The sequence below is a fragment of the Pseudomonas sp. Hp2 genome (genome assembly GCF_006386585.1).
GTDB classification, from domain to species: Bacteria; Pseudomonadota; Gammaproteobacteria; order Xanthomonadales; family Xanthomonadaceae; genus Pseudomonas_S; species Pseudomonas_S boreopolis.
In genome coordinates, this window is record NZ_VAHJ01000001.1 from 910,752 (window position 1) to 933,451 (window position 22,700).

At 70.8% G+C, this 22,700-nt stretch carries 20 protein-coding genes; 9 read left to right on the forward strand and 11 right to left on the reverse strand.

Going from position 1 to position 22,700, the window contains the following annotated elements; genetic code table 11:
* The 3 genes from FD678_RS03780 to FD678_RS03790 all read right to left on the reverse strand — a co-directional run bounded on the left by FD678_RS03780 (position 1) and on the right by FD678_RS03790 (position 3,812).
* Positions 1-2,052 carry a TonB-dependent copper receptor gene (locus tag FD678_RS03780; protein ID WP_140719404.1) on the reverse strand — a complete coding sequence of 684 codons (2,052 nt, stop codon included), beginning with the start codon at positions 2,050-2,052 and terminating at the stop codon, positions 1-3.
* Positions 2,053-2,125: 73 nt separating this feature from the next.
* Positions 2,126-2,572, reverse strand: a complete 447-nt coding sequence (locus FD678_RS03785) for a DUF2946 family protein (protein WP_140719406.1) — start codon at positions 2,570-2,572, stop codon at positions 2,126-2,128.
* Between the two features lie 259 nt (positions 2,573-2,831).
* On the reverse strand, positions 2,832-3,812 hold the full coding sequence (locus FD678_RS03790; RefSeq protein WP_140719408.1) for a LysR family transcriptional regulator: 981 nt from the start codon (positions 3,810-3,812) through the stop codon (positions 2,832-2,834).
* Positions 3,813-4,050: 238 nt separating this feature from the next.
* Between FD678_RS03790 and cobA the strand changes: the two genes are divergently transcribed.
* Positions 4,051-5,211: a uroporphyrinogen-III C-methyltransferase gene (cobA, locus tag FD678_RS03795; protein ID WP_177497545.1), complete on the forward strand. Its 1,161-nt coding sequence runs from the start codon at positions 4,051-4,053 to the stop codon at positions 5,209-5,211.
* Between the two features lie 21 nt (positions 5,212-5,232).
* Positions 5,233-6,192, forward strand: a complete 960-nt coding sequence (cysK, locus tag FD678_RS03800; RefSeq protein ID WP_140719412.1) for a cysteine synthase A — start codon at positions 5,233-5,235, stop codon at positions 6,190-6,192.
* Between the two features lie 58 nt (positions 6,193-6,250).
* On the opposite strand, the gene FD678_RS03805 is transcribed toward cysK, so the two are convergent.
* Positions 6,251-6,796, reverse strand: a complete 546-nt coding sequence (locus FD678_RS03805; protein ID WP_177497547.1) for a DUF6624 domain-containing protein — start codon at positions 6,794-6,796, stop codon at positions 6,251-6,253.
* Positions 6,797-7,022: 226 nt separating this feature from the next.
* Between FD678_RS03805 and FD678_RS03810 the strand changes: the two genes are divergently transcribed.
* On the forward strand, positions 7,023-7,568 hold the full coding sequence (locus FD678_RS03810; RefSeq protein WP_140719417.1) for an O-acetyl-ADP-ribose deacetylase: 546 nt from the start codon (positions 7,023-7,025) through the stop codon (positions 7,566-7,568).
* 197 nt (positions 7,569-7,765) lie between these two features.
* Here FD678_RS03810 and FD678_RS03815 read toward each other — a convergent pair whose 3' ends face one another.
* The 7 genes from FD678_RS03815 to gap form a co-directional block, all read right to left on the reverse strand.
* Positions 7,766-8,770, reverse strand: a complete 1,005-nt coding sequence (locus FD678_RS03815; protein ID WP_140719419.1) for a class I fructose-bisphosphate aldolase — start codon at positions 8,768-8,770, stop codon at positions 7,766-7,768.
* 207 nt (positions 8,771-8,977) lie between these two features.
* Positions 8,978-10,444 (reverse strand): pyruvate kinase, encoded by a 1,467-nt coding sequence (pyk, locus tag FD678_RS03820; protein ID WP_140719421.1) that lies wholly within the window; start codon positions 10,442-10,444, stop codon positions 8,978-8,980.
* 200 nt (positions 10,445-10,644) lie between these two features.
* Positions 10,645-11,283, reverse strand: coding sequence for an HAD family hydrolase (locus FD678_RS03825; protein WP_140719423.1), 639 nt, complete (start codon positions 11,281-11,283; stop codon positions 10,645-10,647).
* 249 nt (positions 11,284-11,532) lie between these two features.
* A complete protein-coding gene (locus FD678_RS03830; RefSeq protein WP_140719425.1) occupies positions 11,533-12,705 on the reverse strand; it encodes a phosphoglycerate kinase in 1,173 nt (390 codons plus the stop codon).
* A gap of 94 nt (positions 12,706-12,799) precedes the next feature.
* On the reverse strand, positions 12,800-14,122 hold the full coding sequence (locus FD678_RS03835) for a DUF3999 domain-containing protein (RefSeq protein WP_140719427.1): 1,323 nt from the start codon (positions 14,120-14,122) through the stop codon (positions 12,800-12,802).
* Positions 14,119-16,749, reverse strand: a complete 2,631-nt coding sequence (locus FD678_RS03840) for a DUF2339 domain-containing protein (protein ID WP_140719429.1) — start codon at positions 16,747-16,749, stop codon at positions 14,119-14,121. The genes FD678_RS03835 and FD678_RS03840 overlap by 4 nt, the downstream gene beginning before the upstream one ends.
* A 207-nt stretch (positions 16,750-16,956) precedes the next feature.
* On the reverse strand, positions 16,957-17,961 hold the full coding sequence (gene gap, locus FD678_RS03845; protein ID WP_140719431.1) for a type I glyceraldehyde-3-phosphate dehydrogenase: 1,005 nt from the start codon (positions 17,959-17,961) through the stop codon (positions 16,957-16,959).
* A gap of 196 nt (positions 17,962-18,157) precedes the next feature.
* Between gap and FD678_RS03850 the strand changes: the two genes are divergently transcribed.
* From FD678_RS03850 to modC, 6 genes are all read left to right on the forward strand, one after another.
* Positions 18,158-18,799, forward strand: a complete 642-nt coding sequence (locus FD678_RS03850) for an OmpW/AlkL family protein (protein ID WP_140719433.1) — start codon at positions 18,158-18,160, stop codon at positions 18,797-18,799.
* A gap of 99 nt (positions 18,800-18,898) precedes the next feature.
* Positions 18,899-19,714 (forward strand): S1/P1 nuclease, encoded by an 816-nt coding sequence (locus tag FD678_RS03855; protein ID WP_140719435.1) that lies wholly within the window; start codon positions 18,899-18,901, stop codon positions 19,712-19,714.
* Between the two features lie 11 nt (positions 19,715-19,725).
* Positions 19,726-20,550 carry an MBL fold metallo-hydrolase gene (locus FD678_RS03860; RefSeq protein ID WP_140719437.1) on the forward strand — a complete coding sequence of 275 codons (825 nt, stop codon included), beginning with the start codon at positions 19,726-19,728 and terminating at the stop codon, positions 20,548-20,550.
* A gap of 64 nt (positions 20,551-20,614) precedes the next feature.
* The gene (modA, locus tag FD678_RS03865) at positions 20,615-21,379 is read left to right on the forward strand and encodes a molybdate ABC transporter substrate-binding protein (protein WP_140719439.1); all 765 of its coding nucleotides are present in this window, start codon (positions 20,615-20,617) and stop codon (positions 21,377-21,379) included.
* A 3-nt stretch (positions 21,380-21,382) separates the two neighbouring features.
* The gene (modB, locus tag FD678_RS03870) at positions 21,383-22,075 is read left to right on the forward strand and encodes a molybdate ABC transporter permease subunit (protein WP_140719441.1); all 693 of its coding nucleotides are present in this window, start codon (positions 21,383-21,385) and stop codon (positions 22,073-22,075) included.
* Positions 22,075-22,689: a molybdenum ABC transporter ATP-binding protein gene (gene modC / locus FD678_RS03875; RefSeq protein ID WP_140719444.1), complete on the forward strand. Its 615-nt coding sequence runs from the start codon at positions 22,075-22,077 to the stop codon at positions 22,687-22,689. The genes modB and modC overlap by 1 nt, the downstream gene beginning before the upstream one ends.
* Positions 22,690-22,700: the final 11 nt, after the last annotated feature.

The following is a 22,700-nucleotide window of genomic DNA, read 5'->3' on the forward strand; positions in this document are numbered from 1 at the left end:
TCAGAAGGTGTAGTCGAGCTTCAGCCAGGCGTTGCGCCCGGGTTCGTGGATGCGCACCGGATCGGCCGGATAGCCGAAGTCCGCGCTGCCGGCCAGGTTCAGGTGCTCGCTGTAATCGCGGTCGAGGAGGTTGTCCACGCCGGCGGTCACGCGCATCGCGTCGCTGATCCGGTAGCCGGCATTGAGCGCAAGCGTGGCGAAGCCGGCGCTCTCGCCGAGATCCTGCCCGACCACGTTGCCTTCGCCCACCGCCACCCGGCCCTGGCGCGCCACCGCACGCAACAACAGGCCGGCCGACCAGCGCCGGCCCTGCCAGTCCGCGCTGAAGCGCGACTCCAGCGGCGGCATCTGCGGCAAGGCGGAACCGTCGCTGCGGTTCTCGCCCCAGGCATGGGCGAGCGTCCCGCCAAGCTTCCAGCCGCCCCGCAGGCGCCAGTCCAGTCCCGCTTCGGCCCCGGCGATGCGCGCATCGACGTTACGCGCGGCGCTGCTCGTCCCCATCATCCCGCCCGCGGCGTAGGCGAACAGGATGTAGTCGTCGATGCGGCCGGCATAGGCGGAGACCCAGGCATCCACGCGCTCGCCGCGATACTGCAGGCCGAGATCGAGCTGGGTGGTCCTTTCCGGCCGCACGCCGGCGAAGGCATTGGCCGCCCCGTCCGGGCCGCGGTCCGCGGAGAACAGCTCCCAGTAATCCGGCATGCGTTCGCTGTGGCCCAACCCGGCATACCAGCCGATGCCACCGCCAAGATCTCCTTCGCGGCGCAGGAAGCCGCTGCCCAGGTGCTCCTTGCGGGCCTGCCCGGCGGTGGGATTGGGCATCGCCATCATGCCGATGGTGGCGCGCTCGTCCCTCGCCTCCGCGCGGTCGACGCGCAAACCCGCCACCCAGCGCGCGGCGGTACCGGCGCCGAAGGTGATCTCCGAGAACGCCCCCAGGTTGGCCAGGCGCGCGTCCACGCGCCAGGGCATCGCCCGGTAGGCGCCGCGCCCCATCGCGCTGCGGTCGCGATGGCGGCTGTCCTGGACGTCGATACCGGCGACCAGCTCGACATCGCCCCAGCGCCACTCGGACGCGACGCGTCCTCCGGTCGTGCGGCGATCCACGTTCGCGGCCATCGCCATCGGCATCGACGAATCCGGGTTGGGCCTGCGCAGCGTGTAGTTGTCCATCACGTGGTCGGCCTCGTTGTAGTAGGCGTTGGCCGACAGCGATTGCCAGGTTTCCGACAAGTGCCGTTTCTCGAAGCGCGCGCCGTAGCTGGTCCGGCGGAACCGGGCCCCGTCCATGCCGCGCCCGGCATAGCGTGCCAGCGCATCGCCGGTGCCGGCCGACAGTTCCAGCACCGTATCGGCATCGGGCGTCCATCCCACGGTGACGTCGCTGTTCCACTTGCGCCAGCGCGACGGCACCACATCGCCGCGTCCATCGGTGTAGTCGTCGGACTCGGAACGGTTCCCGTCCAGGCGCACGTAACCGAGCGGGCCGCCGGCGGTCGCCCCGAGTGCCTGGTCGTTGCGGTCGCGCGAGCCGGCCAGCGCACTGGCGTTGCCTTCCAGCGCGGCGGTTTCGAAATGCGGCGCATCGCGTTCGAAGCGCACCGTTCCCGCCGAGGCACCCGGGCCCCAACGCACGGTCTGCGGCCCCTTGACGATGGTCAGCCGGTCGTAGGTTTCCGGCGCGATGTAGGACAACGGGTTGTCCATGCGCGCCGGGCAGGCACCGACGAGACTGCCGTCGTTGCTGAGCACGTTGAGCCGCGAGCCGAACATGCCGCGCAGCACCGGATCGCCGTTGGTGCCGCCGTTGCGGACGATCGCGAAGCCGGGGACGGTCTTCAGGTAGTCGGCGCCATCGCTGGCCGGCACCGGCTGGCGCGGCAGCTTCGGGTCGGTGGTCCAGGTCAACGGCGTGGACGGCGCGCTGTGGGTGACCACCAGCGTATCGAGGGTCTTGGCCGGGTCGGCCGCACGCGCCGGCGGCGAACCCAGGGAAAGCAGGATGCAACAGGACAACGCCACCGGCGCTGGCGCTTGGAAACGGGCAATCATTGCGATGCACTCCGGAAGAACGCGGATGCGCACGGCGCCCTGCGGGCACCGCGCGGAAAATGCAGGCGTGTCGTCAGGCGTGCAGCGGAGGACCGCGCGGCACCGCCGCCGGCCAGTACGTCGAAGCAGGGGCGATCGCGGCGAAGCGCAACCCGGGCGCCATCGCACGCAGCAGCGGCAGCACCAGCAGGGCCACCGCGAGCCACGGCAACAACCGCGCGGCGAGTACGCAGTAATCGCAGGCAAAGCCATGTCCGGCATGGCCGGACCCGTCGTCCGGCGCATGCCCGCCGCCGTGCGCCTCGCCGGCGGCCGTTGCCATCGCGTGGCCGGCATGCGCGCCGGCCATCGCGGGCGACGCGAGCGCGGCCACCCGCAAGCCCTCGGTGGTGCACAGCGCCTGCGGATCGGGAGGCGCCGCTTGCAGCCATCGGCTCACCAGCGGCGCGCACACCATCAGCAGCGTCGCGACGAACGCGAGCCGGTGCATGGCGGCGAGGAACGGCCGGGAGCGGATCATCCCGGCATGATAGCCATCCGGTCCGTGCGTCCGATGCGACGAACGGTCGCAGGTTCCCGGCGGTCGTGGGCGTGCTTCACGACCCTTGCGTCGAAGGGGTCATCCCGCATAGTGCAATACCTCGGCAATGCCCCTCAGGACCGAAGTCCCTCCCACAAGGCTTTGCTGGGCCCCTGGCGCATCGGCGCTTCCGCGGCGCGGATCGGATTCCCTCCCGGTTCCGGGCACGAATCCCGGCGCCGCCGCGCGGAACCCGCGACTAGCTGGTGATCGTCTGGGTCAGCGATTCCCAGCTCGGCGGCTCCGGCCAGTTCGCTTCCTGGTTGCCGTCGAGCACCCGCCGCAGGTCGCGCTTGTCGATCTGCGGCGCCAGCACGTGCACCAGTTCCAGCGCGTAGTCGCGCAGCACGCGATCGCGCGGCAGCACCGCCCACGCGATGCACTCGGCGATCGGCGCCGGTGCCGCCCACGCGCGCAGGTCGGTGTCGTTGGCGGTGATCGCCATCTCGGCGACCAGGCCGACCCCCAGCCCGGCGCGCACGTAGGTCTTGATCAGGTCGGCATCGAGCGCGGTCAGCGCCAGCCGCGGCTCCAGCCCGACCTGGGCGAAGGCGCGCTGCAGGGACGAGCCCGGCCGCGTCGAGGATTCGTAGCTGATCAACGGCTGCTCCGCCAGCGCCTGCATGTCCGGCGCGGACTTGCGGTCCAGCGCGTGCCCGCGCGGCACGATCACCAGTCGCCGCCAACGGTACAGCGGTACCGCGACGCCGGCGCTCGGCTCGCCGCCGGCGGTGCTGACCACCGCGATGTCGGCGTCGCCCTGGCTGAGCAGGTCCAGCGCATCGCTCTCGGCCGCCTGCTGCAGGTGCACGCTGACCTGCGGATAGGCGTGCTTGATCTGCGCCACCGCCGGCGGCAGCACGAAGCGCGCCTGGGTATGGGTGGTGGTCAGGGTCAGCTGGCCCTGCGCCTCGCGCCGCTGGTTGGCGGCGTAGGTGCGGATGTTGTTGGCCTCGGCCAGCACCGCGCGGGCACGCTCGATCACCTCCACGCCGGCCGGGGTCACCGACTCCAGGCTGCGCCCCTTGCGCACGAACAGCAGGAAGCCCAGCTCGTCCTCGAGCTGCTTGAGTTGCTTGGACAGGCCGGGCTGGGTGGCATGCACGCGCGCGGCGGCGAGCGTGATGTTCAGCTCGGCATCGGCGATGGCCACCAGGTAGCGAAGTTGGGTCAGCGTCATCGGCGTGGTTCGGAGTCCAGAGACCGGCACGCGGACGTGCCGTGCTTCGTGAGGGAGTCGCACCAGGACCCGGTACGTGGATATGCCGGGTTCTTGTGGGGAATTCGCTCCAGAGACTGTAGTGGAGTTCGCTCGCGCAGCTTATAACCGAAAGCTATTTACTGCATTCATGAAGTCATTTCCGACGGCTATAAGCGGGGTTTACGGTCACGGCCTTCCCTTCCCGCCATTCGCCCCTGTGACCGCCGCCCCGTTCCCCCTGTTCGCCGACCTGCGTGATCGCCCGGTGCTGGTAGTCGGCGGCGGCGCAGTGGCCGAGCGCCGGACCGAGGCGCTGTTGCAGGCGGGCGCGCGTCCGCTGGTCGGCGCGCCGGCGCTCACCCCGGCGCTGGGGCGCTGGGCCGAGGCCGGTCGCGTACGCTGGCTGGCCGGCGAGTTCGACGAAGCATGGCTGGACGAGCCGGTCTGGCTGGTGGTCCTCGCCGATGCCGATGCCCGGCTCGCCGGCGCGGTCGCCGCCGCCGCCGAGCCGCGCCGGCTGCTGGTCGAAAGGAGCACGAATACCCCGGCCGCCGCCCCGTCGCGTCGCGCCCGTCCCGGTTCGGTGACGCTGGTCGGCGCCGGCCCCGGCGATCCCGGGCTGCTTACGCTCAATGCGTTGCGCGCGCTCGGCGAGGCCGACGTGATCCTGCACGACCGGCTGGTCAGCGAGGCGGTACTGCGCCTGGCCCGGCCCGGCGCCGAGCGCATCGAGGTCGGCAAGTCGGCGCAGGGCCACAGCACCCGCCAGGAACACATCCACGCACTGATGCTCGAACACGCCAAGCGCGGCCGGCGCGTGGTGCGGCTCAAGGGCGGCGACCCGTTCGTGTTCGGCCGCGGCGGCGAGGAACTGGAATTCCTGCGCGACCACGACATCGCCTTCGAGGTCGTGCCCGGCATCACCGCCGCGCTGGCCTGCGGCGCCTACGCCGGGATCCCGCTCACCCACCGCAACCACGCGCAATCGCTGCGCCTGGTCACCGCGCACTGCAAGGACTCGCTGGACACGTTGGATTGGCAGGCGCTGGGCCAGGACCGGCAGACCCTGGCGTTCTACATGGGCGTGGCCGGGCTGGACACGATCCAGCAGCGCCTGCTGCAGGCCGGCCGCAGCGCCGCCACGCCGTTCGCGATCGTCGAGAACGGCTCGCGGCCCGAGCAGCGCGTCGTCACCGGCACGCTCGCCGACCTGCCCGGCACCGCACGCCTGCACGCGGTGCGCTCGCCCGCCCTGCTGGTGGTCGGCGAAGTCGCCGCGCTGGCCGGCCGCCTGCACTGGTTCGGCCCTGCCCCGCTCGCCGCCTCGTCCTCACCTTCCGCAAAGCCCGCCTCGCCCACGCTGGCGAACGCCGCCTGACCTGTCCACGGAGACCCTCGCATGCCCATCTACGACAGCATCCTCGACACCATCGGCCGCACTCCGGTGGTCAAGCTCAACCGCATCGCGCCCACGGGCAAGACCCTCTACGCCAAGGTCGAGTCGTTCAACCCCGGCGGCTCGGTCAAGGACCGCCTGGCCCTGGCGATCATCCTCGACGCCGAGCAGCGCGGCCTGCTCAAGCCCGGCGACACCATCGTCGAGGCCACCTCGGGCAACACCGGCGTGGCGCTGGCGATGGTCGCCGCCGCGCGCGGCTACAAGTTCGTCGCCACGATGGTGGAGACGTTCTCGATCGAACGCCGCAAGCTGATGCGCGCCTACGGCGCCAAGGTGATCCTGACCCCGGCCGCCGAACGCGGCAGCGGCATGGTCCGCAAGGCCAGGGAACTGGCCGAGAAGCATGGCTGGTTCCTCGCCAGCCAGTTCGCGAATCCCGCCAACCCGGCGTACCACCGCAACACCACCGCGCCAGAAATCCTGCGCGACTTCGCCGGCCAGCGCCTGGACTACTTCGTCACCGGCTGGGGCACCGGCGGCACCCTCACCGGCGTCGGCCAGGTGCTCAAGGTCGCCCGCCCCGAGGTGAAGATCGTCGCCACCGAACCGGCCGGCGCCGCGCTGCTGAAGGGCGACGAATGGAAACCCCACAAGATCCAGGGCTGGACCCCGGACTTCGTGCCGGACGTGCTCGATCGCGAGGTCTACGACGAGCTGTACAGCATCAGCGACGAGCGTGCGATCGAGACCTCGCGCCGGCTCGCCGCCGAGGAAGGCATCTTCGTCGGCATCTCCGCCGGCGCGACCGTCGCCACCGCGCTGGAAGTGGCGGAAAAGGCGCCGGAGGGCTCGGTGCTGCTGGCCGTGCTGCCCGACACCGGCGAGCGCTACTTCTCCACCCCGCTGTTCGCCGACATCAACGAGGGCAGCGACGACGAGTGGCTGGCCGGCCTGCCCTGAACGCGCCGCAACGTCCCGCCCCGCCAGACGCCGCCCTCGGGCGGCGTCTGCGCATGGGTCATCGTTCGAGCGGCGGCAGGCCAACTTCCGCGCGGCGTCCGGCCAGCGCTTCCGGCGCCTCGACCGGGAACAGCGTCCCGTCGGCCCGGCGCTGGGTGCCGAAACGCTGCGGCTGTCCTGCCAGGACGAGGTCGCGGTCCACGAACATCGCCCAGTCGGCCCGGTCGTAGCGTCCCGCGTCCACCGCGGCCTGCATCCCTTCGAGGAACCAGGCGCGGTAGGCGCGATCGGTCGAATGCTGGGCGACCAGGAACGCCGCCCCGGCCGCCTCGGCCCCGACCGTGTCCCGGTCCGGGAAACCCTGTCGTTCGACCAGCGTGCGCAGGGCCTGTTCGTTCCGCCGCTGCACCTGCGCAAGCTCCTGCGCGGCCTGCCTGGCGAGCGCGGGATCCCGCTGCAGTTCGGCCGGGGTATGGCGCGCCCGCCATGCCTCGCGGGCGTCCTGGTCGGTCCTGCCCAGCTCCAGCAGCGCCGCCGCGTAGGATGCGTCGGCTCGCTCGCCGGCATGCGCGGCCGGGAAAGCGCACGACAGCAACAGGGCCATGGCGGCAGGGCGAAGGAAAACGGTGCGGTGCTTCATCGGTCTCGGTCCTTGTGAACGAAGCGGCCTGGGCGGCAGCGGCGCCGGGGCCCAGGACGACGGACCACCGCGACCCATGCAAGTTCCCCCGCTCGCCTCTCCCGGCGTCTCACTCCGGGAGACAGCTTCGGCTCATGCTGGCCGGCTTCCGCTCACGGTTCGCTCATCCTCATCGCATGAAGATCGCCGCATGAACATCGAAGTCTGGCAGGGCGACATCACCGACCTGGACGTGGACGCCATCGTCAACGCCGCCAACGAGTCCCTGCTCGGCGGCGGCGGCGTGGACGGCGCGATCCATCGCGCGGCCGGCCCGGGCCTGCTGGAGGAATGCCGCCAGTTGCCGGAACTCCGGCCGGGCGTGCGTTGCCCCACCGGCGAGGTGCGCGCGACCGGCGGGCACCGGCTCAAGGCGCGCCATGTCCTGCACACGGTCGGGCCGGTGTGGCGCGACGGCCACCACGACGAGCCCGCGTTGCTGGCCAATTGCTACTGGCAGTCGCTGAAGCTGGCCGGACAGATGGGCCTGCATTCGATCGCCTTTCCCGCGATCAGTTGCGGCGTGTTCGGCTATCCGCTGCACCAGGCGGCCAGGATCGCCGCCACCGAAACGTTGGCCTGGCAGAAGTCGCACGCGGTGCCGAAGCGCATCCTGCTGGTCGCCTACAACGAGGCCACCGCCAAGGCATTGCAACAGGCCGTGCTGATGGCGCAGCGCGAGAGCAACGCGGCCTGAGGCCGCGGCTTTCCGTTGTGTATGGAAGGGGCTTCAGTCCGCCCCGCGGGTCAGTGAGCCGTGGCACCCGCCGCGTCGCCACGCGGGGCGATGTCCCCGTCGAGCGCCGTTCTGCGAGGGGCCCTCCACGAGATTCCCGCCAGCGCGGGACACATGCGAGAACGCCGGCTTGCGCCGGCGTTCCTGTTCTTGCTGGATCAGCCCTTCCACTGCCCCTGGGCAGCCAGGCCGTTCTCCTTGGCGCGTTCGTAGACGATCTGCTGGGCCTTGGCGAAGTTGCCCTTCATGTCCTGCGACCACAGCTTCAGCGCGGCCTGCTGCATCGCGCGGCCGTAGGAGAAGCTCAGCGGCCACGGCAGGTTGCCGAGCTTGTTCATCGCGTTGAGGTGCGCGGTGGACTGCTCGTCGGTCTGGCCGCCGGACAGGAACACGATGCCCGGCAGGATCGCCGGCACGGTCGACTTCAGGCACATCACGGTGGACTCGGCCACTTCCTCGACGCCGGCCTGCTCGGGGCAGTCCTTGCCGGAGATCACCATCGAGGCCTTCAGGATGGTGCCCTCGAGCACGACGTTCTGCTCGTACAGCGCGCCGAACAGCGAACGCAGCGTGGCCTCGGTGACCTCGTAGCAGGTCTCGATGTCGTGGTCGCCGTCCATGATCACCTCGGGCTCCACCATCGGCACCAGGCCCTGCTCCTGGCACAGCGCGGCGTAGCGCGCCAGCGCATGGGCGTTGGCCTCGATGCAGGTGCCCGACGGGATGTCCTCGCCGATGTTGATCACCGCGCGCCACTTGGCGAAACGCGCGCCGAGCTTGTAGTACTCCTCCAGGCGCGCGCGCAGGCCGTCCAGGCCCTCGGTCACCAATTCGCCCGGGCAGCCGGCCAGCGGATGGGCGCCCTTGTCGACCTTGATGCCCGGGATGATGCCGTGCTCGGCCATGTACTTCGGGAACGGCACGCCGTCCTTGGTGGACTGGCGGATGGTTTCGTCGAACAGGATCGCGCCGGAGATGTAGTCGCTCAGCTTCGGCGTGGTCAGCAGCAGCTCGCGGTAGGCGCGGCGGTTCTCCTCGATGTTCTCGATGCCCACCCCGGCGAAGCGCTTGGCGATGGTGCTGGTGGACTCGTCGATGGCGATGATGCCCTTGCCAGGGGCGACCATGGCCTGTGCGGTTTCGGCAAGCTGTTCGATGCTCATGTAGTTCCTGTGGCAGCAGCGGGGGAGACCGCAATTATAGCCGGGCGGAACGTACACATTCCGTCATGGAATGGCGTGCAAACGATTACAGCTCAATTGGATATGTGAGCGGCTGCGCTGTCTGCACCCACAATCACCGCACAAGGATAGGCAGGCTTCCGCAGGAGCCGCTCCACGAGCCGCTCCCGCGGATGGCCCCGCCTCGGATTACAGCTCGCCGAGGCCGCTGGCGCGGCCGTCCGGGCCGACCTCGAGCAGGCGCAGGGTATTGGTCGCGCCGTGGGTTTCCATGTGCTCGCCGCTGGTGAACACCACGCGGTCGCCCGGCCCCATGCGGCCGCCGTCGACCAGCAGGCGGATCGCCGCGCGCGCGGCCTCGCGCGGGGTCAGGCCACGGCTGTCGAAGCTGATCGGGAACACGCCGCGCATCAGCGCCATGCGCCGGCGCGCACCGTCGTGGCGGGTGAACGCGTAGATCGGCACGTTGGAGCGGAACCGCGACAGGAAGCGCGGGGTGCCGCCGTTCTCGGTCAGCGCGACCACGCCGCCCAGGTTGATGTGCTCGGACAGGAACATCGTCGCCATCGCGATCGCCTGGTCGGCACGCTCCAGGTTGCGCTGGGCGGCCTCGAAGTCGGTGTCCATCTCGAACTGGCGCTCGGCGCCCAGGCAGATGCGCGCCAGCGCCTCCACCGCCTTGACCGGATAGGCGCCGGCGGCGGACTCGGCCGACAACATCACCGCGTCGGTGCCGTCGATCACCGCGTTGGCCACGTCGAGCACCTCGGCGCGGGTCGGGATCGGGCTCTCCACCATCGACTGCAGCATCTGGGTCGCGGTGATGACGATCTTGTTGCGCGCCAGCGACTCCTTGATGATCTTCTTCTGCAGGCCCGGCAGCTCGGCGTCGCCGATCTCCACGCCGAGGTCGCCGCGCGCGACCATCACCACGTCGGAGGCCTCGACGATCTCGCTGAGGTTCTCGATCGCCTCGGTGCGCTCGATCTTCGACACCAGCCAGGCATCGCTGCCGTGCGACTGGGCGATGCGGCGCGCCTCGTTCATGTCGTCGGCGTTGCGGCAGAACGACACCGCGATGAAGTCCACGCCGATCTTGGCGACGATGCCGATCAGCTCCTTGTCGCGCTCGGTCAGCGCGCCCAGCGACAGGCCGCCGCCCTGCTTGTTCAGGCCCTTGCGATCGGACAGCACGCCGTCGTTGAGCACCGTGGTGACGATGCGCTCGCCCTGTACCTCGACCACGCGCAGCTGCATCAGCCCGTCGTCGAGCAGCAGCACGTCGCCGGGGCCGACGTCCTTCGGCAGGCCCAGGTAGCTCACGCCGACCTGGGTGGCGTCGCCGGGAGCGGCGTTGGCGTCGGCGACCAGGTCGAAGCGGTCGCCCGCCTTCAGCACGACCTTGCCTTCGGCGAAGCGCTCGATGCGGATCTTGGGGCCCGGCAGGTCGGCCAGGATGCCGACCTCGGCGCCGACGCGCGCGGCGGCGGCGCGGACTTCCGCGGCACGCTTGGCCTGCCCGGACGGATCGCCGTGGCTGAAGTTCAGGCGCACCACGTTGACACCGGCGCGGAACAGCTCCTCGAGCACGCCCGGGGGATCGGTGGCCGGGCCGAGGGTGGCGAGAATTCTGGTGCGGCGCTGGCGTTCGATCATGGCGGTGTGGGCTCCCCCGGAAAAGTCCGGAAAAGTAGCACAGCTGCACGCTTTGCAGGATGGCATTGCGGAATAGCCCCGACGCGAATGCGGCATGTCTTGCATGCCATGCGGGACCGCATGGAGACATCGCGCGACACCCGCGCTGGCGCCGATGGCGAAGCGCCCGCCCCGGCACGCCGGCCTGCCGCAGGCGCCCTCTATGCCACCAGTGCGCGCAGCTCGGACGGAACGGTCGCGAGCGCCCCGGCACCGGCCGTGCGCAGCTCGGCCTCGTCGCCGAAGCCCCACAGCACGCCGATGCTGCGCATGCCGTGCGCGTTCGCGCCTTCGATGTCCATCCGGCGGTCGCCGATCATCACGCACTGCGCCGGCTGCAGCGACAACCGGCGCAGCGCCTCGGCGATCAGGTCCACCTTGAAGCGGCGGCTGCCGTCGTCGCTGGTACCGATCACGTCCTCGAAGCAGTCGCCGAACGGCAGGTGCTCGACGATGCGACGGGCGAAACGCTCGTTCTTCGAGGTGACCACCGCCATGCGATGGCCCGCCGCGCGCAGCGCCGCGATGGTTTCGGGGATGCCGTCGAACACGCTGTGCTCGGTCCAGCCGACGCTGTCGTAGCGGTCGCGATACAGCGCCAGCGCCTGCCCCACCAGCGCCGCGTCGCCGGCGAAATGCTGGTGGAAGCTGTCGCGCAGCGGCGGACCGATCCAGCTGCGCAGCTGCTGCATGGACGGCAGGGCATGGCCCAGCTCGCCGAAGGTATGGACGAGCCCGCCGATGATCCCGGGCTCGGAATCGATCAAGGTGCCGTCGAGGTCGAAGAAGAGGGTTTGCATGGGGAACGAGATCCAGGCTGTTCCCTTCTCCCGGCGGGAGAAGGTGGCGCGAAGCGCCGGATGGGGGTACGGGCGGAGTCGCGCCGCACGGAACTTGCAGTGGAGCAACGATGGACGCGCCGCCACGCGCCCGATAGGAAAACGATCCGGGCATGGGGCTTGAGCAACTCAAGTGCGCGAAGCTTCGTCCGTACCTCACCCCTCTCCACCGGGAGAGGGGCCGAATCCAACGGAGACGCCAAAGCGGCGTCAGCCGCGCGCTTCCAGCGCCGCGACGGCCGGCAGGGTCTTGCCTTCCAGGAACTCCAGGAACGCGCCGCCGCCGGTGGAGATGTAGCTCACCCGGTCGGCGATGCCGTACTTGTCCACCGCCGCCAGCGTGTCGCCGCCGCCGGCGATGGAGAACGCCGGCGATTCGGCGATCGCCTTCGCCAGCGTCTCGGTGCCCTTGCCGAACGCCTCGAACTCGAACACGCCGACCGGGCCGTTCCACACCACGGTGCCGGCCTTGGCGATCAGCGCCGCGTACGCCGCCGCGGTCTGCGGGCCGATGTCGAGGATCAGGTCGTCCTCGGCCACCGCGTCGACCGCCTTCACCGTCGCCTCCGCGTCCGGCATGAACTGCTTGGCCACCACCACGTCGGTCGGCAGCGGGATGTCGGCGCCGCGCGCCTTGGCCTGGGCGACGATCTTCTTCGCGGTGTCGATCAGGTCCGGTTCGCACAGCGACTTGCCGACGCCGTAGCCGGCCGCGGCGATGAAGGTGTTGGCGATGCCGCCGCCGACGATCAGCTGGTCGACCTTCTCGACGAGGTTGGTCAGCAGCTCCAGCTTGGTCGAGACCTTGCTGCCGGCGACGATCGCCAGCAACGGCTTGGCCGGGTGCTGCAGCGCCTTGGCCAGCGCGTCCAGCTCGGCCATCAGCAACGGGCCGCCGGCCGCCACCGGCGCGAAGCGGATCACGCCGTGCGTGGAGGCCTGGGCGCGATGCGCGGTGCCGAAGGCGTCCATCACGAACACGTCGCACAGCGCGGCGTACTTCTTCGCCAGCGCCTCGTCGTCCTTGCCCTCGCCGACGTTCATGCGGCAGTTCTCCAGCAGCACCACCTGGCCCGGTTGGACCTGCACGCCCTCCACCCAGTCGCGCACCAGCGGCACCTCGGTCTTGAGCAGTTCGGACAGCCGCGCGGCCACCGGCGCCAGCGAGTCCTCCTCGGTCCAGGTGCCTTCCTTCGGGCGGCCCAGGTGCGAGGTCACCATCACCGCCGCGCCCTTCTCCAACGCCGCCTTGATCGTCGGCACCGAGGCGAGGATGCGCTGCTCGGAGGTGATGCGGCCGTTCTCGATCGGCACGTTCAGGTCCTGCCGGATCAATACGCGCTTGCCGGCGAGGTCGAGGTCGGTCATGCGGAGGATGGACATGCGTTTTCCCGTGGCGGAGACAGACCGCTATTGTCCGGCCTCGGCGGCCGAGCGGCAAACGCACGGGCGACTCGCGACGCCCTGCCGGCGGGACTCAATGCCCGGACGGCCCGGATCGTCGCAACAGGCTCAGCGCGAAACCGCCAACCACCAGCGCGCCCAGCACCAGCAGTCCCCACAGGATCCACGTCTTCCAGTCGCGGACCGGCGCCAGCGCGGCATCGCCGGCCAGCTCGCGCGCCGGTTCGCCCACCGCGGCCCGTGCCGGCTGCCATTGCGGCCCCCGTTCGCGCCGCAAGCCATCGAGCAAGGGCTGCAGCGGCGCATCGCTGCGGAACGCCCGCGTGCTGCCTGCGGCCAGCGCGTACGGCGCCTGTCCGCGGGCGACGAACACGAGCGCCTCCGGCTGCCAGCCCAGGCGCAACCGCGGCGGCGTGGAGACCGTCGTGCCTGCGGCGGGCACCAGCCGCCAGTAGCGGTCGCGCGTCGTGGCCAGCACCTGCGGCTCGGAACGTCCGCCTGCGCCAGCCCCCACCCGGTAGGCCAGCCAGGGGCCGGCCCGCGTGATCCAGGTGCCGTCGCGGGCGTCGCGGCTCTGCAGCCGCCATTCCACGGCGTCGTTGCCGTCGCTGGCGACATCGGCCCGCGATATCGGGAACCGGCCATCCATCTCGAACTCGAACCCGCCCTCGCGCGATCGCCCGCCCAGCGTCAGCCATTGCAGCGGCGCGCTCCGGTGCTCCGGCGCCAGTTCGGCCTCGGCCGCGGTCAGTGCCGGCGCCTGCGGCGACAACGCGGTGATGCGCAGGTAGCGCGAACGCGTATCGAGCGGGATGCGGCGTTGCCGCAGGCGTTCGCTGCCGTTGTCCAGTTCCACCAGCGTGGCGTGCGGATCGAGCAGGTGCCAGGTGTTCAGATCGTCGCTGCCCTCGATGCGCAGCTCGGCCTGCAACCGCTGCTGGGCGGGCCAGTCCAGCCGGATCGCCTGCAACGGCTCGCGCAAGGCGCTGGCATCGAGCAACCAGGCCGGCAGGCCCTCGCGCGCGGCCTGCCCCGTGCGCGTCTCGATCCGTCGCACCGCGCCGCTGGCGTCGCGCTCGGCGATCACCTGCAGTTCGCCGCCCCCGGCCGGCACCGGCGGCAAGGCGAACAACGGCAACGCCCGCAGGCGCGGCGCCTGCGATGGCGCGTCCGCCGGCAACAGCGCCGACGGCAGCGGATTGCCGGCCATGTCCAGGGGTTGCAGGTCGGCCAGCGTCGCCTGGCGGACCGTGCGATAGACCGGCTCGGTCAAGGCCACCCGATAGGCGCCCGCATCCGGGTCTTCGAGTTGCAGCGGCCACTGCCGCACATAGTCGCCGCGCACGTCCGCCCATGCCGCCAGCGGCACCAGCAACAACCATCCCAGGCGCTTCATGCCACCTCCTCCCGATTGCCCTGGCGCGGCGGTGCCGGCGCCAGGTAGCCCACCGCCGTGCACAGCAGGCCGTACGCGATGAACGAGCCGATGCCGAGCAGGTTGCCCAGGTGCTGGCGATCGACCAGCACCAGCTTGGCCAGCACCAGCGCCATCAGCAACGCGCCGGCCAGCCATACGCCACGTTGGCCGCGCCGCGAACCGAGCACCCAGCCGATCACGCCCAGGATGCTCCAGGCCACGGTGAGGCTGGTCTGGGCCAGGCTGGACGACAGCAGCGCGCCGTTCCAGGCGATGCCGCCCCAGTGATGGACGCTGCGCAATACCGTCACGGTCACCAGCACCAGGCCGGCACCGGCCAGCACGAACGCGCGCCGGCCCCGCAACGCCGCCGGCGCATGCGGCGAGCGCAACCAATACGCCAGCAAGACCAGCGCCGCCAACTGCGCCAGTTCGGCCGGATTGAGCAGCGGCAACCACGGCAGGGGCGCCGGCGGCACCGGTGCGGACAGCGCCAGCAACCAGCCCAGCGCGATCACGCCGAACACCACGCAGGCGAACGCGACGCGCAGCCCGTCGAAACTCCGACCCTGCGGCCAGCGCAGCCATGCCCAGCGCAGCAGCGCGAGCGCGGCCAGCAGCAACCACGGCCAGCCGAGCAAGGCCCATTGCCAACCTCCGGCGAGGCCGTGGCGATCGGCCAGCCATGCGCCGGCCAACGAAAGCGCCGCGGGCCACAGCAACAGCCAGGCGAACTGCGCCGCGCCACGGGCCGCGCCGAGGGTGTCGCGCAGGCAGGCCAACGTACGCACGCCCAGCAGCGCGAACGCCAGCCACGCCCAAACGCCGTAACCGCCGAAGGGCTGCGAATGCGCCAGCGTCTGCCACCCGGTTACCGGCAAGGCCAGCGCCAGCGCGACCATCGAGGTCCAGGCCAGTGCGCCGGCCGGCCGCCGGCGGTGCGCCTCCGCCGCCAGCCACGCGCTCGCCGCCAGCCAGGCCAGCACCAGGTCCGGCGCGACGCGCCCGGGCGCGAAACGGCCGATGTCGGCCAGCCAAGCGCACGTCCACCACCCCAGTCCCCACAGATAGGCGACCAGGGCAAGGGAGGAACGAGCGTGGTCGCGCAGGCACCACGCGCTCGCAAGACCGCCGGCCGCGAGCAACAGCGCGCTCATGAAGGTCGGGTTGGCGATGGCGTGCAGGTCGTCCGATCCGGCAGCCACGCCCCACAGGAAACCGACCGCCGCCGCCAGCTGCAGCAACGGCCCGGCGACCTGCGGCAACAGGCGCCGCTGGCGCAGGCCCAGCCACAGCAAGCCGGCGCCTTCCAGCGCGAACACGCTGGCGGTCGCGCGTGCCGACAACGCCAGCGGCACCGCCAGCGTGGCGAACGCGACCGCGAGTACCGCATGCCCCTGTCCCAGCAACCGCGTGCGTCCGCCGCGCAGCAGCCACGCCGCGAGCGCGGCGTGGATCGCCGCCAGGCCAAGCGCGCACAGCGCCAATGCCAGCCGGTCGCCATGCAGCAACCCGGCCTGCAGCGAGAACGCCACCAGCGGCGTGCCGAACAGCAGGCTGCCGTCGATCGCCCGGGCCTGCCCGTCGCCGCGCCGCGCATGCAGCACCGGGATCAGCAGGTAGAACGCGAAGAACAGCAGCAGGAACGGTTCGGTGGTGGCGAAGTGTTCCGGCCGGTAGGCGAGCACGCCCCACAACGTGCCGATGCCGAAGGTGAAACCGAAGCCGACCAGGTTCAGCACGCGCCAGGAACGGAACCACGCGATCGCGAACACCGCGGCGTTGAGCACCGCGTAGTACGAGAACAGCGCGACGTGGCTGCCCTGGCCGGTGGACAGCCAGATCGGCGCGAGGAAACCGGCCAGGATGCCGAGCAGCGCCAGCGTTCGCGATTCCTGCAACACCGCCAGCACGCACAGGCCGGCCACCAGCGCCACGCTCAGCGCGAACGCGGCCGGCGCGGGCAGCAGGCCGCTCAACTTGAACGCCGCGAACACCACCAGCAACAGCACGCCGATCGCCCCGCCCTGCAACGCCAGGGCGAAGCCGCGCCGCCGCTCGCGCTGGCGCCAGCCGAACACCAACCCGCCCAGGGCCGCCGCGGCGATCGCGGCGTAGCGCAATTCCAGCGGCAGCGCCAGCCAGCCCTGGTCGCCGGCGTACTTGAGCAGCGCCGCCACGCCGGCCAGCAGTACCAGCATGCCGACCTTGACCGGCACGTTGCCTTCGGTGAACCAGCGCTTGAGCGCACTCGCCGCCCGTTCCAGCAAGCCAGGACCGCTGGGCGGTACGTCCATGGCAGGGCGCGAAGGCAGCGGAGGCGGCGCGACAGGTTCGGGGACGGGTGGTTCCGGGGACTCGGCCGCCGCTTCGGACCCGGCTTCCGCGGGCCGCGGCGAAACCGGGGCCGGCCCGTCCCATACCGGGACAGGCGCTGGCGGTACCGGCGCGGACACCGGCCGAGGCGCTGCCTGCCGGAGTTCGGCCAATTGCCGCTCCAGTTCGGAAACGCGGCGTTTCAGGCCCGATATCGAGACCAGCGCCACCAGCAACAGCACCGGCACCGCCAGCACGGCCAATACCGCCGCCACGATGATCGTTTCCAAACGTACCCCACGCCGCCAGGCGCCTTCCCTCGTATGCGGCCATGCTACCGCGAGCGCCGCCGGGATGCGGTTTCCCGGGGCTTGCCCGCGACGGGCGTATCGGCCCCAAGCAGCACCGGCAATGCCCGTCGGGACCGGAGTCCCCCCACGAACGCGAAGACCCCGGCCAAGGCCGGGGTCTTCGGAGTACAACGACGGTGGCAGCGCTTACTTCGCCATCACGACCTTGGCCAGTTCCAGGCACTTGTTCGAATAGCCCCACTCGTTGTCGTACCACGACACCAGCTTGACGAAGGTGCTGTCCAGCGCGATGCCGGCCTCGGCGTCGAAGATCGAGGTGCGCGCATCGCCGCGGAAGTCGGTGGCGACCACCTTGTCCTCGGTGTAGCCGAGGATGCCCTTCAGCGCACCCTCGCTCTGGGCTTTCATCTCCGCGCAGATTTCCTCGTAGCTGGCCGGCTTCTCCAGCTCCACGGTCAGGTCGACCACCGACACGTCCGAGGTCGGCACGCGGAAGCTCGCGCCGGTCAGCTTCTTGTTGAGCGCCGGGATCACCTTGCCGACCGCCTTCGCCGCGCCGGTCGTGGACGGGATGATGTTCTCCAGGATGCCGCGGCCGCCGCGCCAGTCCTTGTTGGACGGGCCGTCGACGGTCTTCTGGGTCGCGGTGGCGGCGTGCACGGTGGTCATCAGGCCGCGCTTGATGCCCCACTTGTCGTGGACGACCTTGGCCAGCGGCGCCAGGCAGTTGGTGGTGCACGAGGCGTTGGAGACGATCGCCTCGCCGGCATAGGTCTCATGGTTCACGCCATAGACGAACATCGGCGTGTCGTCCTTGGACGGGGCCGACATGATCACCTTCTTGGCGCCGGCGGCCAGGTGCTTCTCGGCGGTCTCCTTGGTCAGGAACAGGCCGGTGGACTCGATCACCACCTCGGCGCCGACCTCGTCCCACTTCAGGTTGGCCGGGTCGCGCTCCTGGGTCAGGCGGATCTTCTTGCCGTTGACGACCAGCGTGCTGCCCTCGACCGACACCTCGCCCTTGAAGCGGCCGTGCACCGAGTCGTACTGCAGCATGTAGGCCAGGTAATCCGGCTCCAGCAGGTCGTTGATGGCCACGATCTCGATGTCGTTGCCGAAGTTCTGCACCGCCGAACGCAGCACGTTGCGACCGATGCGACCGAAACCATTGATGCCGACCTTGATAGCCATGTTCACGAGCTCCTGCGGCCGCGACCGTCGCGGCGGGATGGAAAGGGATCTCGATTCTAGCAGGCCGCCCCCGGCAAGGTCCGGACCGCGTCGGCCGGAAACCGCCCGGCCGCCGCCTTGATCAGGATCATGGCGGCGGCGTTAAGGAAGCCGAAAGCTGTGCCCGTCCCTGGTTCATCCCCAAGAGAGCACCTCAATGCGCAAGTCTTCCTCCCTGTTGGCCGCCTCCCTGGCTGCCGCCCTGCTCGCCGCCGCGCCCGCCATGGCCCAGTCCAAGGGCGACTGGACGCTCGGCGTGGGCATGGGCGTGGTCGATCCCAGGTCCGGCGCCGGCAACCTCGACGGTTCCGCGCTCGGGCTGGGCGCGCTGCCGGCCAAGGTCGACAGCGACGCCAAGCCCACCATCACGTTCGAATACTTCATCGCCGACAACATCGGCCTCGAAGTGCTGGGCGCGCTGCCGTTCGAGCACGAGGTCGGCATCCAAGGCCTCGGCAAGATCGGCCGTACCAGGCAGTTGCCGCCGGTCGTGTCGCTGCAGTACCACTTCGCCAACCGCAGCAAGGTCACGCCGTTCCTCGGCCTGGGCGTGAACTACACCCGGTTCTTCGACACCGACGGCAAGGGCGCGCTGCAAGGCGCCAAGCTGGACCTTGGCGATTCATGGGGCATCGCCGCGCATGCCGGCCTGGACTTCGCGCTGCCCGGCAAGGGCGCGCTGCGCGTGGACCTGCGCTGGGCCGACATCGACACACAGGTCAAGGTCGACGGCGCGCGCCTGGGCACCGCCAGGATCGACCCGCTGGTCTATGGCGCGTCCTACGTCTTCCGGTTCTGACGTTCGACATCCCGTGCGAGCCTGCTATGGGCTCGTTGCGATGGGAGGGACTTCGGTTCCTCCCGCGCCGGTCTTCCCGCGCCCTTTAGAATCGAAACGATGAACATGTTCTCAGCCATCGTTTCGCTCGGCGCCGTCCTGGCGCTTTCCTTCCCCTCGCCGCAGGCGCACGCCTGGGGCGGCCAGGGCCATCGCCTGGTCGCGCGCATCGCCGACCGCGAGCTGACGCCGCAGGCGCATGCCGAAGTCGCCCGCCTGCTCGCCGGCGAACCCGACCCGACGCTGGCCGGCATCGCCTCCTGGGCCGACGAGCTGCGCAAATCCGATCCCGATCTGGGCAAGCGCAGTGCGTCCTGGCACTACGTCAATCTCGGCGAGCACGATTGCGCCTACGAGCCGGCGCGCGACTGCCCGGACGGCAACTGCGTGGTGGAGGCGCTCAGGACCCAGACCGCCCTCCTCGCCGACCGCAGCCAGCCGCTCGCCGTGCGCCGGCAAGCGCTGAAGTTCGTCGTCCATCTCGTCGGCGACATCCACCAGCCCATGCACGCCGGCTACGCGCACGACAAAGGCGGCAACGATTTCCAGTTGCAGTTCGATGGCAAGGGCACCAACCTGCACGCCCTGTGGGACAGCGGCATGCTCTACGACCGCCATGTGGACGACGACGCCTACCTGGCGCGACTGCTCGCGCTGCCGCGCCCCGCCCCCGGCAACGGGCCCGCGCTGCCGCCGCCGGCCGCCGACTGGGCACGGGCCTCGTGCCGCATCGCGGTCACGCCAGGCGTGTACCCTGCGCGCCACGTGCTGCCCGACGGCTACGTGGCGACCTGGCGGCCGGTCGCCGAAACCCAGTTGCTCCTGGCCGGCGACCGCCTCGCCGCGATCCTCGATGCCGCGCTCGGCGCGCCTTGACGGAGCCCGCCATGTCGCCCGAGGTCCTGCCGTTCTTCCATGCCGAGAGCAACACCTTCAGCTATCTCGTCGCCGATCCCGCCACCGGCGAGGCGGCCCTCGTCGATCCTGCACTGGACTACGACGCCGAGCGCGACCAGGCTTCGACCGCGTCCGCGCAGGCCTTGCTGGACGCGCTCGATGCACGGGGCTGGCAATTGCGCTGGCTGCTGGAGACGCATGCGCACGCCGACCATCTTTCCGCCGGCCATTGGTTGCGGCGCCAGCGCCCGCAGGCGCGCCTGGCGATCGGCGCAGGCATCCGCCACGTGCAACGCACGTTCGCCGCGCAGCATGCGCTGCCGGACGGCTTCGAGCCCGACGGCGCGCAGTTCGACCGCCTGTTCGCCGACGGCGAGGCGTTCCAGCTGGGCACGCTGCAGGCGCGCGTGATCGCGGTACCCGGGCACACGCCGGACAGCATCGCCTACCTCATCGGCGATGCGCTGTTCCCGGGCGACTCGATCTTCATGCCCGACGGCGGTACCGCGCGCTGCGATTTCCCCGGCGGCGATGCCGGCCAGCTGTATCGCTCGATCCAGCGCCTGTTCGCCCTGCCGGACGCCACCCGCGTGTTCGTCTGCCACGACTACGGCCCGGGCGGGCGCGCGGTGGCCTGCGAGACCAGCATCGGCGAACAACGCCGCGGCAACGTGCACGTGCACGACGGCAGCGACGAGGCCGCCTTCGTCGCGCGGCGCCGCGCACGCGACGCCACGCTGCCGCAACCGCGCCTGATGCGCCCGGCGCTGCGCGCCAACCTGCAGGGCGGGCGCCATCCTTCCCTGGGAGATTGATCCACATGCACGCCGGGGCCGGCCCTGTCATCATCCCGGCAATCCCCACCGAGGAGCCCACGCCATGTCCTGGTCCAAGCGCCTGTCGTGCATGCTGGCCATCGCGCTGCCGATGCTGGCGCATGCGCAATCCCCGCTGACGGTGTTCGCCGCCGCCAGCCTGAAGGAATCGATGGACGAGGCCGCCGCGGCCTACCAGCAGGCGACCGGCACGCCGGTGCGCGTCTCGTATGCGGCCAGTTCCGCGCTCGCCCGCCAGATCGAACAGGGCGCGCCGGCCGACGTGTTCTTCTCCGCCGACCTGGAATGGATGGACTACCTGCAGCAGCGCGGCCAGGTCGATGCGACGCAGCGCCGCAACCTGCTCGGCAATACGCTGGTGCTGGTCGCGCCGGCCGCGAGCACCGCCAGGGTCGATCTGGCCAAGGCCGGGTCGCTGGCCGCCGCGCTCGGCGCCTCCGGCCGGCTGGCGGTCGGCCAGACCGCCAGCGTGCCGGCCGGCAAGTACGCCAAGGAAGCGCTGCAGAAGCTCGGCCAATGGGATGCGCTGGGTGGTCGCCTCGCCGAGAGCGAGAGCGTGCGCGCGGCGCTGATGCTGGTGGCCCGCGGCGAAGCCCCGCTCGGCATCGTTTACGGCTCCGATGCGAAGGCCGAGCCGAAGGTGCGCGTGGTCGCCACCTTCCCGGCCAGTTCGCATGCGCCGATCGTCTACCCGGTGGCGCCATTGAAGAACGCCCGCAACCCGGCGGCGCGCGCATTCGTGCAATGGCTGGCGACGCCGGCGGCGAAGCCGATCTTCGTGCGCCGCGGCTTTTCGCTGCAGGATTGACGATTGGCCCTGTTCACGCCGGAAGAAGCCACCGCCATCGCGCTGAGCCTGAAAGTGGCGGTGGCGGCGGCCCTGGCCAGCCTGCCGGCCGGCATCGCCTGCGGCTGGCTGCTGGCGCGCAAGCGTTTTCCCGGCAAGGCGCTGTTCGACGCCTTGCTGCACCTGCCGCTGGTGATGCCGCCGGTGGTGACCGGCTACGTGCTGCTGGTGACGCTGGGCACGCAAGGGCCGGTCGGGCGCTGGCTGCTGGAGCACCTGGGCATCCAGTTCGCGTTCCGCTGGACCGGCGCCGCCCTGGCGTGCGCGGTGATGGGATTCCCGCTGATGGTGCGCGCGATCCGGCTGTCCATCGAGGCCACCGACCGCCGCCTGGAACAGGCCGCAGCCACGCTGGGCGCCGCGCCATGGCGCGTGTTCCTCACCATCACCCTGCCGCTGGCCTGGCCGGGACTGGTCGCGGGCACCGTGCTCGCCTTCGCCAAGGCGCTGGGCGAGTTCGGCGCGACCATCACCTTCGTCTCCAACATCCCCGGCGAGACCCAGACGCTGTCGGCGGCGATCTACGGCCTGATGCAGGTGCCGGGGATGGAATCCGGGATCTGGCGCCTGGCCTGCGTCGCGCTGGCGATCTCGCTGGCCGCGCTGCTGCTTTCCGAATGGCTGGTCCGACGGCACCCCGCCCGGCGGGAGGACTGATGCTCGAGATCGACGTCGAACTGCAGCGCGGCAGCTTCCGGCGGCACGTCGCCATCCGCGGCGACTCGCGCGTGCTGGCGCTGGTGGGTCCTTCCGGCGCCGGCAAGACCAGCGTGCTCAACGCGATCGCCGGGCTGGTGCGCCCGCAGCGCGGCCGCATCGCGGTGGACGGGCGCGTGCTGTACGACAGCGCCGCGCGTATCGACCTGCCCGCGCACCGGCGCCGGGTCGGCTACGTGTTCCAGGACGCGCGGCTGTTCCCGCACCTGGACGTGCGCGGCAACCTGCGCTACGGCCGCCACGGCAACCGCGACGCGAGCTTCCGTTTCGACGACGTGGTGGCGCTGCTGGGCATCGGCGCGCTGCTGGCACGGCGGCCACGCAACCTATCCGGCGGCGAGGCGCAGCGGGTGGCGATCGGCCGTGCCCTGCTCGCGCAGCCGGCGCTGCTGCTGTTCGACGAGCCGCTGTCCGCGCTGGACCGCGCGCGCCGCGAGGAACTGATCCCCTACCTGCAGCGCGTGCGCGACGAAGTACGGCTGCCGATGCTCTACGTCAGCCACCACATCGACGAGGTGGAGCGCATCGCCGAGACGGTGCATCGATTGGAATGACGCTTCCCTCG